Here is a 12,886-nt window from a genome sequence, read left to right on the forward strand (position 1 = left end):
CAGGAATTTTCGCGTTTTCGTTATTTTAGCCCGAAAAACCTGCACTTTTGCAACTTTGATCGCAAAAGAAGCAAAAGCCCCGGCACAAAGCCAGGGCAATTCAACTTAACGTTATCATACTTTTCAACTATAAGTGCAACTTCTTCTTCCCCATTGGCAAGCCCGTTCTCCCTCTGCTCTAACAAAGGAATAACGGCTTGTCCCTCAACTTCAAGTTGATCATCCTGCTCGGCGGGACGGCGTTGCATATTTCATCAGGCATCCCGCTCGTCCTGACGCTTATCTTCTTTACGGCAGCACGTTGCCTGCCGCACGGTAAATTTCGTACCAATCTTCACGAGTCAGATAAACGTCGGCGGCTTTGCAGCAATCTTTCAACCGTTCAATATTCATCGTCCCGGTCACCGGTTGCATGCGGGCCGGATGGCGCAGCAGCCACGCGATCGCAATCGTCGTGTTGGTCACGTTGTATTTGGCGGCGATTTCGTCGATTTTTTGATTCAGTTCGGGGAACTTGTCGTTGCCGAGAAATACCCCTTCAAAGAATCCGTATTGGAACGGCGACCAAGGCTGAATCGTGATGTCGTGCAGACGGCAGTAGTCGAGCACGCTTCCGTCGCGGTCGATCGCGGAGTCGTTCTCCATATTGACGTTAATGCCGTTGGAAATCATCGTGGCGTTGGTAATGCTCAATTGCAGCTGATTGGCAACGATCGGTTGCTTGACGTACTTTTTCAGCAGTTCAATTTGCATCGGCTTTTGATTGGATACGCCAAAATGGCGCACTTTCCCCGAGCTTTGCAGAATATCGAACGCTTCCGCCACTTCTTCGGGCTCAACCAGCGCATCGGGACGGTGCAGCAGCAGCACATCGAGATAGTCGGTCTTCAGCCGCTTCAGGATGCCGTCCACGGACGTCAGAATATGTTCCTTGGAAAAATCGAAGCTGCCCTTGCGGATGCCGCACTTGGACTGAAGAATGATCTTCTCGCGAATGTCATCGTTCATCTGAATCGCGTCGGCAAAGATTTCCTCGCAAGCCCCGCCGCCGTAAATATCGGCATGATCGAAGAAATTCGCCCCTTCGTCCAGCGCCGTTCGCACAAAGCGCTCCGCCTCGGATTTGCTCAGCGAATTAATCCGCATGCAGCCGACCGCTATAACGGGGACTTCAAGATTGCTCGTTCCCAGCTTGATCGTTCTCATGGTAAACGTCACTTCCTTCGTTAAATTAGTCGCGACCGGTTTCGCAGGAGACAAAATGCGCGATATGTAAGCGGTAACACCAAATCGCCGCGCAAACTGTGAATCCCTTTCTTATTGTGACACAAAAGTAGGGAAGCTTTCAAGACTAGCGGTTCTGCTGCTTGCTAGGTAATACCAAGAATTACTAGGCAATACCAACCATGGTTGGCGGTTCAGTTCATAGACCGGTCTGCTGGATAGGGACGGTAGGATGATTCATTTCAGGAAACCAGGGAAATTGTATAAATTAGGAATTTCGGCACCGTTCACATTTGAGAAAAATGATACGCTATAGATATTGCCTACTGGTCTGCCAGACAAAATAGAAAGGCGGAGGGGAAACGTTATGGAGAGAAGAATGAAGAACTCAACAACCCTAATTCTTCTGGTCGCGTTATGTGCAACAGCATCGTTCTTTTTTTTCAATGCTATTTCTTCAAATGCCAAAGAACCCGATGAATCAGAAATTAATAAGCTTTTCGGCACTTACTTCAAGGCCATCAAATCTGGCGATGTAGATGCGGCTATTCAGTTGGTTATAGATACCAGATGGAACGATCTGAAAAGTCAGCGGGAGGGCTATCAAGCTGCGGCAAAAGAAGATGTGATTTGTTAAAGCAAAAGCTCCGACCTAAAGTCGAAGCTTTAACTTTGGAGGCAAGCCGAATCCCTGTGCGGGTTATGAAGCTGTTGTAACGTAAATGGTTGTTTGCCATTTGGCTTACTCCCTGCTCCTTCTAAGCATCAGAAATTCGTTCTTCACTATATTTCTCAAGGGTATTAGCTATACCATCCAGAGAATAATCTCCTTTTGCAATATCTACAACAAACTCAACCGCTAACGCACGTTCCATGCGCAAATGAAATCCATTAATCTTTAAAAATGACTTAACTGCCAGATAAGCCGTTCGCTTATTTCCATTATGAAAGCAATGATTCTTAACTAAGGATTCTAACAAGGCGGCAGCTTTATCGAATAACGATGAGTATGCGTCCTCGCCAAATACGCTTTGCCTGGGCCTGTATATCGCAGACTCAAGCAATGCATGATCCTTCACACCGGCCTGTTCCGCATCTCCCATTTTCTTCATCATGAAATAATGCGCGGTTATGACTTCCTCTTTACTCAAAAAGATCGTCATGTTATCGATCCCTTAAATCCTTGAAAATATCGATATCCTCTTCAAAGACATCATAAAATGCTTCCAACACCTCCGGGCGGACATTGTCAGGCAAAGCAGCATGCCGGACTTTCTTGAGCAGAATCTCGCCCTGAGCCGTTTCAATAAATTCGATTTCATCGCCTTGTGCTACGCCTAGTTTCTCGGCTAAACTTTTGGGCAAGCTCACCCCCAAGCTGTTTCCCATTCGTCCAACTTTACGGGAATAACGCTTTATTCCTTCATTCTCATTTTGCATTTTGACCACACCATTCATTTTATGTCCTCCTTCTATAGTATGATCAAAAGTCAATACGTTATACCTTAATTACAGTATGAATGTTATAACATTAGACTCAGTTTATCATGTTCGATAAAGGAACTCAACGCAATGAGACAGTCTCTATAGGCAATCACCATCAAATTGGAAGGTTCCTCAATAGAGGATTTTGCCCTGAATGCAAAAAAAGCGACTTTCACAGTCGCTTTTGATCGTATCACAACAGGGATTTGCCCGTGGTGCCGACCGGGACTTTCGTAATGTGCCATCTTCCCAGATTGGAAGTGTACAAGGCGTCTCCGAAGAAAGCGCAGTTCGTCGGATGGCAGAACGTGTGGGCTTCGGGATCGTGCGCCACCAGCTCAACCTCCCCGTTGCCGCCAATGCGCAGCACTTGCGAAGGTTCGTAGCAGCTGACGTAGATCCGTCCTTGGCTGTCCACCGCCAAGCCGTCCGGCAGCGCTTCCACCTCGGCCACTATTTCTTTACGGCCCGCCTTGCCTTCCCCGTCGATCGGAATTTTGCTGATCCGATGGTCGAACGTCTCCGCCACATACAGCGCATTGTTGTCCAGGGACAGCGCCATCCCGTTGGCGAAACCGAGCGGCTGATCGTACCACAAACCGCCTTCCCCGGTTCGCAGGTCGAACTTCCAGATGCCCGGCCCGTTCTTGTTGCTGCTCGACACATACAGGCAGCCGCGTTCATGATCGACCACGGGAAAGTTCGGGGTTGTCAGCTTCATCTGATCGTTGCCGTCCGCGAAGAGCGAGATTTGCCGGGAACGCGTATCAAGCTTGAAGACGGCCGACTTTTTCAAATCGCAAATATACAAGTTGCCGCCGCGATCGAAGGCCATCCCCAGGCAGAAACCGCCCGTTTCCGCGATAAGCTCGATACGCTTGCCTTCCGGATCGATGCGGAAAATTTCGCCGTCCTCCCCGCCGCACCACAGGTTACCCTCCGCATCGAAGGCCAGTCCCTCGGGATGATTCAGCTTCGGCTCGGTCAGCAAGCCGTCGAAAAACACTTCCACCTTCTCGATCGGAATCAAAGGTTGCACATCATTCCCTCCTCTTGTTCATTTCTTCATCCGCTGCCGGTCCTCGCATGTCAGAAGGTCAGAAGCTCGCTGCCGGGTCGGCCCAGCGCTCGTTCGGCACGACCGGGAACCAGTCGGGACGGTGCGGATCTTTATCGTACGTATAATTGCCAAGCTCCCGGTACAATTCCGCGTACTCCTTCAATTTGTCCTCATCGAGCTCCACCCCGAGTCCGACACCGTCGGGCACCCGGATTTTGCCGTCCCGGTACTGGAATTTGCCTCCCTTAATAATGTCGTCCTCAAGCTGGTGATAATGGGCGTCCGCGGCAAACGACAGATTCGGGAGGACCGCGCCGAGATGAAGCATCGTCGCCAGCTGAATGCCGAGCTCTCCGGAAGAGTGAACGGACACGCCAAGCTGGAACGTCTCGCACACGCCTGCCGCTTTGATGCAGGGGCGGATGCCGCCCCAGAACGTCGTATCCAGCAAAATGACGTCCACGGCGGGATTCAGCACATTGGCGGACAGCTGCTCGAAATTGACGACGACGGTGTTCGTGGCCGTCGGGATCCCGATTTTCTCCCGCACTTGCCGCATGCCGTTCAGGCCCCATGTCGGATCTTCAAAATAATCGTTGTTCACATGCTCGATCTGTTTGGCGAAGCGGATGCTTTCCTCCACGGACAGGGCCGCGTTCGGGTCGTACCGGTATTTGTCCTCCGGGAACGCTTCGGCCATGGCCAGGAAACATTCCAGCTCGTATCGCGGATGGAATACGCCTCCCTTGAGCTTGTGGGTCTGAAAGCCGTACTTCGCTTTCAAATCCCGCAAATGCGCCACCAATTGCTCCGGCGTCCGCACTTCGCCCTCGCCGGTCTTCGCGTTCGGGTAACGGAAAACAAATAGCTCGCGAAAGCAACTTCATCCCGGATTTTGCCGCCCAGCAGCTGATACACCGGAACGCCCAACTTCTTCCCGATAATGTCGAGGCAGGCAAATTCCAACGCCGCATGGATTTGCGTGCGGTTATTGTACAGGCTCGCCGTCGGGTTGCAAATTTTGAAGCGCATCTGTTCGAGCTCGAACGGATCGTGGCCGACCAAATAGGTTTTCATGCCGTGGAAGGCCGCCTCCGCGCTTTCTCCGCCGCCCCCCATCTCGCCGAGTCCGACAATCCCTTCATCGGTCTCCACCTGGACGATCGTGCGTACGAATCGTCCCCAATGCGCTCCGTTGGCGTGTCTGAGCGGCGCTTCCAGAGGAACCGTTACCGTGGTTGCTTTAATATCCGTTATTTTCATCAAGGTTCTCCTCCCTTCATCTCTTGCTTACTCAGGCAATGCCACGGCCGCCGCCGAAGATAACCCTCCGTCCACTTTCAGTTCGCTGCCTGTCATGAACGAAGAAGCTGAACTGGCCAAAAAGACGACCGCATCCGCAATTTCCTCCGGACGGGCCACTCTGCCGATCGGGTGCATCCGCCCCCACGACCGCACCGTGCCTTCCACATCGTCGCTGAACAGGTCGGCTGCCCATCGCAGCATGGGCGTGTCGACAGAAGCCGGACATATGACGTTCACGCGGATGTTTTCATCGGCATGATCGACCGCCATGGCACGGGTGAGCGCGTTGATTGCCCCTTTGCTCGCGGTGTAGGCGGCCACTTGCTTCTGGGTTACGAATGCCTGAATCGAAGAAATGTTGACGATCGATCCGCCCTGCCGTTTTCTCATTTCCGGAATGACGTGCTTGGAAGTGAGAAATACCCCTTTCAGATTCGTGTTCAACACCTCGTCCCACAGCTCTTCCGACGTTTCGACGACCGTTCCGTATCGCTGGATGCCTGCGCAATTCACGAGAATATCGATGCCGCCGTAACGTTCCGCGACCTTGTATACGGCCTGTTTGACCTGATCTTCCCGCGTAACATCCATCTCAATGGCGATGGCTTCGCCGCCCAGCCGGGCGATTTCCGTTGCGGTGTCCTTTAGATCGTCCGGACCGATGCCCGCCACAGCAACTTTGGCTCCGTACTGGGCCAGCCGAATCGCCGATGCTTTGCCGATGCCTTTGCCGGCTCCCGTCACCAATGCCACTTTTCCCGTTACATCCATCTCAGCGGTCTCCTCCGTTAACGATTTAGGTGATAAAATAATCTTTATATTTTTCCTGTACTTCCGATGGTTTGGTCACGTACTGGAGATGAAGGACCATCGTTTCCCGAGCTTTGTCTGCGTTTCTTTCTTCCAGCGCCTGAATGATCGCGAAATGCTGCCGGATCAGTTCCGCGATTCGGGAAGGAATCGGCAAGCTGAGCAGGCGGACACGATCCATCTGGACTTTGATCTCTTTGATAATGTCCCATACCTTGCCGTGGCCGCTCATCTCCGCCAGGGAGCGATGAAACTCCTCATCCAGCTCATAGAAGCGAATGTAATCGTTTCGCTGGTGGCTCTTCTCCTGCTCGGCTACGTTTTCTTTCAGCCGTGCGATCTGTTCCGGCGTAATCTTCTTGATGAGTTCGCCCAGCACGGAAATTTCCAGAGACTCCCGGATGAACGTGGATTGACGCACGTCCTCCAGATCGATCTTCGTCACGAATGTCCCCCGCTGAGGCAAAATTTCCACGAGACCTTCTTTGCTCAAACTGATGAATGCCTCGCGCACCGGCGTTCTGCTGACATTCATCTTGACCGCAAGGTCCGCCTCGGAAAGCCGTTGTCCCGGCTCCAGTCTGGCGTGGATGATCGCTTCCCGAATCTCGGTATACACCGAATGTTTGACGTTCGACGCATCCATGGATCGTTGCGTTCTTTCCCTCATGGTTTCTCACCCACTCCCTTATTCTTTGCTTTCACCAACCTCGAAAGTCAGTTCGAAACGTTTGGTCTCCTGTGCTCGAAACAGAAGCGTTGTGCCACGATCCGCGGCCGTCTGAAGACCGTTAGTGGGCATGCTGGAGAAAGGCTCCAACCCGATGTTGTACGTTCTCCCGTACCATGGATAGTCCATATTGTCGCCATACTCTTGCCAGTACCATAAATACGGAAAAGTCTTATGATCCCACGTCACAGTCACCTGCGCTCCGATCCGTGGATTGGTCAGGGTGTAGGCGCCCTCCTGCAAATTGCCGATATACAGCATCTCGCTCTTCGTTCCCGGCGGTGGAATGCGGCTAAAATCTATTTTTTCATGATTTGGTCCGTCTGCATAGGGCCAATGACTGACTGCCGTGCCGCCGACTCTTCTGCCGGTGCGACTGGTCGGTTCGTCATGCGGGATGATGACCGGCTGCCCCGGCAGCCGAATGATGCAATCCGGCTCCAGAAACGGAGGCCCGAACACGATATGATGGCCCCACATCGCAGGCAGCTCCGCCTGTGACAAATTTTCGGCTTCCTCCCGGATGAACAGCTTGCCGGAATTCTTGTTCAGCCTCAATACTTTCCGAAGGCGAAAAGGATACTTCCGGGTGTGCACCGTAAAAGCGACCTCGATCCGCTCAGGTTCGTCGCACAGAATCGCATAATCCCAAGGCGCCTGGCTCACTTCGCCGTGCTGGCCGAAATAAGCGCCCTTCATGCGGCTGGGCGGTCCGCCGTTCGGAAACACCTCCTGCCAACCGCCGGTGTAATAGTCGACGAAATTGGTGGAGGGATTGGCATACGCTCCCGGATACCGATGCGGATTTTGCACCCCGTTCGGGCTAAGCCACATGACGTCCAAATCCATCGGTTTGTACAGAAACTCGAAAATTTCGGCGCCTTTGTCCGGGAGAATGCCGACCCGCACTTTTTCATTTTCCATAATGACGACCCGCATGCCGTCCCACTCATACCGGTCGTGAATCCGGCATCCATAGTTCCTCTGTTTCCTGTACATCATCGTAATCACCCCCATCGATTCAGTCCTTCACATTGATCGCCAGTCCCTGCATGAAGGAACGCTGAAGGCCAAAGAACAGCAGCAGTGTCGGCAGCGATGCGATCAGGGCGCCCATGAGCAGCGTCGGCATCCCGGTGCCCGAATACATCCCGGTCATCTGCGCCAGGCTGGCCATGACCGGCCGCACCTCTTCGTCGCGTGACAGCACGAGCCCGAAGATCAGGTCGTTCCAAATCCACGTGAATTGCAGCAGGAACAGGACGAAAAACGGCGGCAGCGACTGCGGAACGAACAAATACAGAAACGTCTGAAAATCGCTGCATCCGTCCAGTTGAGCCGCGTTAACATAATCTTTGGGAAAGGTCATATAATAATTCCGCAGGACGAACAAGCAGAACGGTATGCATATGCCGATGTAAAACAACGTTAATCCCAACATCGAATTGTATAAGTTGATGCCCGAATACATCTTGAACAGCGGGATCAAGTACATCTGAAACGGGAACAGCGTCCCGCTGTAAATAAGCAAAAACCAATAGAAGGCGCCCTTAATCTTGAGATTCGTCAGAGCGAAAGCGGCCAATGCAGCCAGCGCGATCGCGAACCCGGCGCCGAGACAGCCGTACACGATACTGTTGACGAAGCCCCTGCCGAGGTCCGTGCGGAACAGCACCTGCTCGATGTTGTCCACGATCGCCCAATCCGCCGGCAATTCCCAGAACTTGGACTGCCGAAATTCTTTTGTCGACTTCGCCGCATTGATGATGACGATCAAAACAGGAGCGACCCACAATAAGGCCAAGAGGACAACGGAAGCTTGAACGAACGTTTTGCGAATCGCCCGTGTCATCATGCATCCTCCCCTTTTTGGATCGTTTTCCTGAGGTACAGCCACGAGAACAGAAATACCATCACGGTTAATAGCATCGATACTGCGGACCCTTGCCCCATGTTGGCGAGAACGAACGATTCCCTGTACATCGTTACGGCCAGCGTTTCCGAAGAACGATAAGGTCCGCCTTGCGTCATGACCCAAATAATGTCGAACACTTTAAAGCTGTTGACCAGCGCCATGCCCGCCACTACGATGGTGTAAGGCTTCAGCAGCGGAACCGTAACGGAGATGAACGTCCGGAACCGGGAGGCACCGTCGATCATCGCCGCTTCGAACGGGTCTTTCGGCAGAGACTGCAAGCCGACGAGGAAAAGAATCATGTTCGTCCCCGTGCTCTGCCATATCGACGCCATAATCATGCTGTACGTGTTGTAGGGCGGCGTATTCAGCCAATCCACTTTCCAATGAATGCCCAACTCTGCGAGCAGCGAATTGATGCCGAGCGGGGAGAACAGAAATCCCCATATGATCGCGGTAATCGTCAACGATATGCCGTAAGGCAGGTAGAAAATGTTTTTAAAAACCGCATGCCCCCACATATTCTGGAGAACGACGCTCAAGATCAGTCCCAAACCGACGGGTATCAGCAGCGTTGCCACGACCCACAGGATCGTATTCGTAAACGAGGTGAGCAGCACGGGGTCTTGAAAAAACCGGATATAGTTGGCGAGCCCCACCCATTCCGCTTGTCCGTACCCTTTCCAATTCGTAAAACTGATATACAGTGTAAACACGGCCGAGTACAGGAACAGAACCGTAATGAAGGACGCTGCGGGGAGAACGTATAGATAGGGAAATATTTTTTTCAGCTTGGACATCGTCTTTCACCCCACACTTTAATCTGCCTGAAAAGGCGGTAGCTGCGTACCGCCTTCCCTCCTTGACATGCCGTACGGCCTACCTGCTGCTCCAATAGCTGCTGGCCTTCGCTTCGATCGTCTCCAGCACATTTTTGTATTCGTCCGGATTGAACATGAAGCGGACAAATTGGTCCACCGCATATTCGCAAATTTCCGTCGGCGTGCCTTCCCAATAGCGGGGCAGCAGGCGATAATCCTTCTCGTCCACTTCTTTCATAATATCGTTGATCACCGAATTATCGGATTGCACGCCCGGCACAAGCGGCGCGACTCCGATCGTCGACGTCCACGTGCCGCTTACGTCGGTTTCGAACAGATGCTTGGAAGCTTCGATCGCGTTGTCCCGATCCTTGCTGTGTTCCGAAATGAGCAGCGCGCCCGTCTCGAAAATGATGTTGTTGCCCGCTTCCGGCCGAATCGGCGGCAGGATGAACGCGCCATAATCTTCGCCAGGCTTCAGGCCTTGCCCCATCAGGACACCGTTGTACCAGTCGCCCATGACGAACATGCCCACGTTGCCGTTCGCAAACTCCGAGGCCATCGTGTTTTGCCAGTTCAGCGGTTCGGAGAAATAACCTTTGTCGTAAAGCGATTTCCAGATTTCCATCACTTCGACGACTCTTTCATCCGTATACTTTGCGCGGCCTTCCAGCAGATCGACGTACAAGTCCGGATCGTACTTGATCATGAGCTCTTCGAACCAGATGAATCCCGGCCATCTGCCGTCAGCCGTCTGCGCGATCGGGCTGATTCCGCTCTTTTCAGCGTCTCGGCCACTTGAAGGAATTCGTCCCACGTCGTCGGCACTTGCAAATTGTTGGCTTCGAACACCTTCTTGTTGTAGAACACTTGCCAGTAGTTCACGGCGAGCGGGAGCCCGTACACTTTGCCGTCGAAGGTGAACGCATTCGCCAGGTCCGCGTTCACGCCTTTCTCCTTGTACGTCTCCCATGCTTCCGTCAAATCCGCCAGCAGGTTTTCTTTGACGAGCGATTCCATCCGGTAGCCGGACCACCATTTGAACATACCGGGCGAATCCGGAGAGCTCAACGTTGCGCGAAGCGTGGACTGATAGGCGGTCGTATCCGCATACGTATTGACATCAAGGCTGTATCCGTATGCTTTCAACGCTTCGCTTACTTTGTCCAATCCTTCCACAAAGCTGCCTTCATCGTTAGAAACGCTTACAACTTTGACGTCTTGACCTCCTTGTTTCCCATCCCCGCCGGCGGAAGTGCCACCGGAGCCGTTGGCACCGCTTTCACCACTGCCGCCAGAGCAAGCGGACAACACCAATAAGCTTGCCAACACCAGCATGCTTGCGACCCACTTTGCCTTCTTCAATGGTATTCCCCTCTCTTTTTCTTTCATGTGCTTTTCTGTCTCTAAATGCATACTACCATGGTAGTATGCATTTTACAATATATTTTTGTAAGCGTACACAATAGAAATTATTTTCAGCTGCAGATTTAATCGCTTCCTGCACGCAAATGAACCCCTACGTTCAGCCAGGTTCACACTCGCTCCACGCAAGAAAGCCGACCTCATGCGGTCGGCTTTCTTGGTGGAGGCCGGAGGAGTCGCCCCCCTGTCCGAAGATCACGCCACACGGCTTCCTGCGAGTGCAGCTGCAGTTTCGATGTCACCTAAAACCGCCCCGTCACCGACACAGCCTCCATCTCTACTGCCTCGTTTCCTTTTGAATCGCTATGCCATAAAGCAGAAGCTCTACCATTTGAGCCAACGCTTGTTCCATTGTGAGCCCATCTTTCCTGCCGTCTTTCCCGTCCAACAGCCGGTACAACCCGCCGATATATACTTGATTCGATCACGGCAATGGTCGGAGCTCTGTACTGGCTAACGTTTAATGTGACTGCCCTCTGGTGCAGATGTCTAATCCATGGACAGAAAATCCATTTCGGTCATGACATGACGAAGGAGAGCCGCCGATTTCGGTAACTCTCCCCTTTGTTATGCTTTTTCAGTTTAATTTTCACCCACAATCATCATCAGTAATGGTGTTCTTCGGCAGCCATGGCATCTGCTTTGGTTTCATGAACTGTTCCATAAGGATGCTGAGGCGGCGCGTAGATCGAGTAAAGCTTAATCGGCCTGTTGCCTATGTTAATCAGATTGTGCCATGTTCCGGCAGGAACCACGATCGCATAGCCATCGAAGACCTTTTCTTGAAAGTTCAATTTTTCTTTGCTAGCCCCCATCTGGACAAGACCCTGGCCTTCTTCAATTCGCAGAAATTGATCGAGCGTCGGATGTATTTCTAAACCGATATCTTCACCGACATTGATGCTCATCAAGGTGACCTGCAGATGCCTTCCTGTCCATAAAGCCGTGCGGAAGGTGGTGTTTTGCTTAGCAGCCTTTTCAATATTAATGACAAAAGGGTTCGGCCCGTAATCTTTTAATTTATAGTACGGATTCCAGTTGTTATTCCAATGATTACTGCTCGAATTGTAGTAAGGATTCCCGTAGTAGTTCCAATTATAGCCGTTCCAACTGTAATGGGCCGGATTATACCATTGGTGGTGATGGTATGGCTTGTGATACAACATTCATTCTCCTCTCTATACTCAATAACCTGTTCCTTCTTTGTATCCTATGCGGCCGCCCATTTATAGGTTAACCAAGGTGCAAAAAATGGGCGACGAATCCTGCCGCAAATTGGGGTCGTGTCCCTTGACCCATGCGTTGGCCAGATGATTTTGTATTCACCATATCCACAAAACAAACTGGACACCATGCTTTATTTGTTCTTAACGGGCCGCGTTGAGGAATGATTCTCGTTTGGAAATTTCATGCAAATAATGATTGTTAAGATATGGGGTGAATACATTTTATTGTTTTCGCACACCAAGATTTTATATACAATGGAAACGTATAATACTATACATAGAGAATAGGAGAGAAACATGTGGTTAAAAAAGCTATAGCAGCATGTGTAATACTATTTCTTCTTGTTCAGCTTGGCAATTCAGCTGGCACAATCTCAGCAGCCAAGCGATATGTTATTGTACAGGAATCGGTCGGAAAATCCTTTGTGCCCGTACGCTTCGCTGCCGAAACATTCGGATTTAAAGTCCGATGGAAAGGCAGTGGGGAAAAAGTACTATTGTCAAACGATACTGGCAGTGTGGAGTTCAAAGTTGGATCACGGCAAGCCATTGTAAATGGAAAGCAGCGTACCCTTGATGCAGCACCTTTTTATTTATCGGGAACAGTCTATGTTCCTCTGCGCTTTGCAGCAGAGTCATTAGGCGCAAGTGTCGAATGGAAAAAAGAAAAGCGTGTTGTGCTGAAAAACGGTGATCTGCAAACAGATATATCGAAGCCGTTATAAATGCACTTTTTGATGACAACAATAGTCAACAATATGATCTAGCAGTTCCATTTCCTTTAGATTGCTTACTAATAATTTTTCATAAGACTCTTCGGACAAGGGATAAAAACAATAATATCCTTTGACTTGATCTTGATCATGGATGATGTACAATAGTTTG

14 protein-coding genes and 1 pseudogene are annotated in these 12,886 nt (G+C 51.2%); 2 read left to right on the forward strand and 13 right to left on the reverse strand.

Annotated elements, in window-relative coordinates:
- Positions 1-288: 288 nt before the first annotated feature.
- The gene (locus PACILC2_RS24500) at positions 289-1,206 is read right to left on the reverse strand and encodes an aldo/keto reductase (protein WP_062489333.1); all 918 of its coding nucleotides are present in this window, start codon (positions 1,204-1,206) and stop codon (positions 289-291) included.
- Positions 1,207-1,591: 385 nt separating this feature from the next.
- Here PACILC2_RS24500 and PACILC2_RS24505 point away from each other — a divergent pair, with 385 nt between their 5' ends.
- A complete protein-coding gene (locus PACILC2_RS24505) occupies positions 1,592-1,861 on the forward strand; it encodes a hypothetical protein (RefSeq protein ID WP_213531503.1) in 270 nt (89 codons plus the stop codon).
- A 121-nt stretch (positions 1,862-1,982) separates the two neighbouring features.
- Here the strand turns inward: PACILC2_RS24505 and PACILC2_RS24510 are convergent, their stop codons facing one another.
- The 12 genes and pseudogenes from PACILC2_RS24510 to PACILC2_RS24570 form a co-directional block, all read right to left on the reverse strand.
- The gene (locus tag PACILC2_RS24510) at positions 1,983-2,387 is read right to left on the reverse strand and encodes a type II toxin-antitoxin system death-on-curing family toxin (RefSeq protein ID WP_213531505.1); all 405 of its coding nucleotides are present in this window, start codon (positions 2,385-2,387) and stop codon (positions 1,983-1,985) included.
- A 1-nt stretch (position 2,388) separates the two neighbouring features.
- Positions 2,389-2,682 (reverse strand): AbrB/MazE/SpoVT family DNA-binding domain-containing protein, encoded by a 294-nt coding sequence (locus PACILC2_RS24515; RefSeq protein ID WP_062489339.1) that lies wholly within the window; start codon positions 2,680-2,682, stop codon positions 2,389-2,391.
- 220 nt (positions 2,683-2,902) lie between these two features.
- Positions 2,903-3,748, reverse strand: coding sequence for an SMP-30/gluconolactonase/LRE family protein (locus tag PACILC2_RS24520; protein ID WP_062489341.1), 846 nt, complete (start codon positions 3,746-3,748; stop codon positions 2,903-2,905).
- 58 nt (positions 3,749-3,806) lie between these two features.
- On the reverse strand, positions 3,807-4,592 hold the full coding sequence (locus PACILC2_RS24525) for an enolase C-terminal domain-like protein (protein ID WP_213531507.1): 786 nt from the start codon (positions 4,590-4,592) through the stop codon (positions 3,807-3,809).
- A complete protein-coding gene (locus PACILC2_RS24530; RefSeq protein ID WP_213531509.1) occupies positions 4,550-5,032 on the reverse strand; it encodes an enolase-like domain-containing protein in 483 nt (160 codons plus the stop codon). Before PACILC2_RS24530 ends, PACILC2_RS24525 begins: the two co-directional genes overlap by 43 nt.
- 27 nt (positions 5,033-5,059) lie before the next feature.
- The gene (locus PACILC2_RS24535; RefSeq protein ID WP_213531511.1) at positions 5,060-5,845 is read right to left on the reverse strand and encodes an SDR family NAD(P)-dependent oxidoreductase; all 786 of its coding nucleotides are present in this window, start codon (positions 5,843-5,845) and stop codon (positions 5,060-5,062) included.
- A gap of 25 nt (positions 5,846-5,870) precedes the next feature.
- Positions 5,871-6,530, reverse strand: a complete 660-nt coding sequence (locus tag PACILC2_RS24540; protein WP_213531513.1) for a GntR family transcriptional regulator — start codon at positions 6,528-6,530, stop codon at positions 5,871-5,873.
- A 42-nt stretch (positions 6,531-6,572) separates the two neighbouring features.
- Complete coding sequence (locus PACILC2_RS24545) at positions 6,573-7,616, reverse strand: DUF4432 family protein (protein WP_213531515.1); 1,044 nt, start codon at positions 7,614-7,616, stop codon at positions 6,573-6,575.
- 19 nt (positions 7,617-7,635) lie between these two features.
- Positions 7,636-8,469, reverse strand: coding sequence for a carbohydrate ABC transporter permease (locus tag PACILC2_RS24550; protein ID WP_235593311.1), 834 nt, complete (start codon positions 8,467-8,469; stop codon positions 7,636-7,638).
- Positions 8,466-9,329 (reverse strand): carbohydrate ABC transporter permease, encoded by an 864-nt coding sequence (locus tag PACILC2_RS24555; RefSeq protein ID WP_213531517.1) that lies wholly within the window; start codon positions 9,327-9,329, stop codon positions 8,466-8,468. The genes PACILC2_RS24550 and PACILC2_RS24555 overlap by 4 nt, the downstream gene beginning before the upstream one ends.
- Before the next feature lie 79 nt (positions 9,330-9,408).
- Positions 9,409-10,484 (reverse strand): annotated as a pseudogene (locus PACILC2_RS28210) (ABC transporter substrate-binding protein); the annotation flags it as partial.
- A gap of 896 nt (positions 10,485-11,380) precedes the next feature.
- Positions 11,381-11,938 carry a cupin domain-containing protein gene (locus tag PACILC2_RS24570; RefSeq protein ID WP_213531525.1) on the reverse strand — a complete coding sequence of 186 codons (558 nt, stop codon included), beginning with the start codon at positions 11,936-11,938 and terminating at the stop codon, positions 11,381-11,383.
- A 362-nt stretch (positions 11,939-12,300) separates the two neighbouring features.
- Here PACILC2_RS24570 and PACILC2_RS24575 point away from each other — a divergent pair, with 362 nt between their 5' ends.
- The gene (locus PACILC2_RS24575; protein ID WP_213531523.1) at positions 12,301-12,726 is read left to right on the forward strand and encodes a copper amine oxidase N-terminal domain-containing protein; all 426 of its coding nucleotides are present in this window, start codon (positions 12,301-12,303) and stop codon (positions 12,724-12,726) included.
- Positions 12,727-12,886: the final 160 nt, after the last annotated feature.

This window comes from Paenibacillus cisolokensis, assembly GCF_018403665.1.
Lineage (GTDB): Bacteria > Bacillota > Bacilli > Paenibacillales > Paenibacillaceae > Paenibacillus_AH > Paenibacillus_AH cisolokensis.

What these genes read in the sequence shown, in the direction of transcription:
- PACILC2_RS24500 (WP_062489333.1), bottom strand. Translation starts at nt 1,206, where the DNA reads ATGAGAACGATCAAGCTGGGAACGAGCAATCTTGAAGTCCCCGTTATA.
- PACILC2_RS24530 (WP_213531509.1), bottom strand. Translation starts at nt 5,032, where the DNA reads ATGAAAATAACGGATATTAAAGCAACCACGGTAACGGTTCCTCTGGAA.
- PACILC2_RS24540 (WP_213531513.1), bottom strand. Translation starts at nt 6,530, where the DNA reads ATGGATGCGTCGAACGTCAAACATTCGGTGTATACCGAGATTCGGGAA.
- PACILC2_RS24515 (WP_062489339.1), bottom strand. Translation starts at nt 2,682, where the DNA reads ATGAATGGTGTGGTCAAAATGCAAAATGAGAATGAAGGAATAAAGCGT.
- PACILC2_RS24555 (WP_213531517.1), bottom strand. Translation starts at nt 9,329, where the DNA reads ATGTCCAAGCTGAAAAAAATATTTCCCTATCTATACGTTCTCCCCGCA.
- PACILC2_RS24510 (WP_213531505.1), bottom strand. Translation starts at nt 2,387, where the DNA reads ATGACGATCTTTTTGAGTAAAGAGGAAGTCATAACCGCGCATTATTTC.
- PACILC2_RS24505 (WP_213531503.1), top strand. Translation starts at nt 1,592, where the DNA reads ATGGAGAGAAGAATGAAGAACTCAACAACCCTAATTCTTCTGGTCGCG.
- PACILC2_RS24550 (WP_235593311.1), bottom strand. Translation starts at nt 8,469, where the DNA reads ATGATGACACGGGCGATTCGCAAAACGTTCGTTCAAGCTTCCGTTGTC.
- PACILC2_RS24545 (WP_213531515.1), bottom strand. Translation starts at nt 7,616, where the DNA reads ATGATGTACAGGAAACAGAGGAACTATGGATGCCGGATTCACGACCGG.
- PACILC2_RS24535 (WP_213531511.1), bottom strand. Translation starts at nt 5,845, where the DNA reads ATGGATGTAACGGGAAAAGTGGCATTGGTGACGGGAGCCGGCAAAGGC.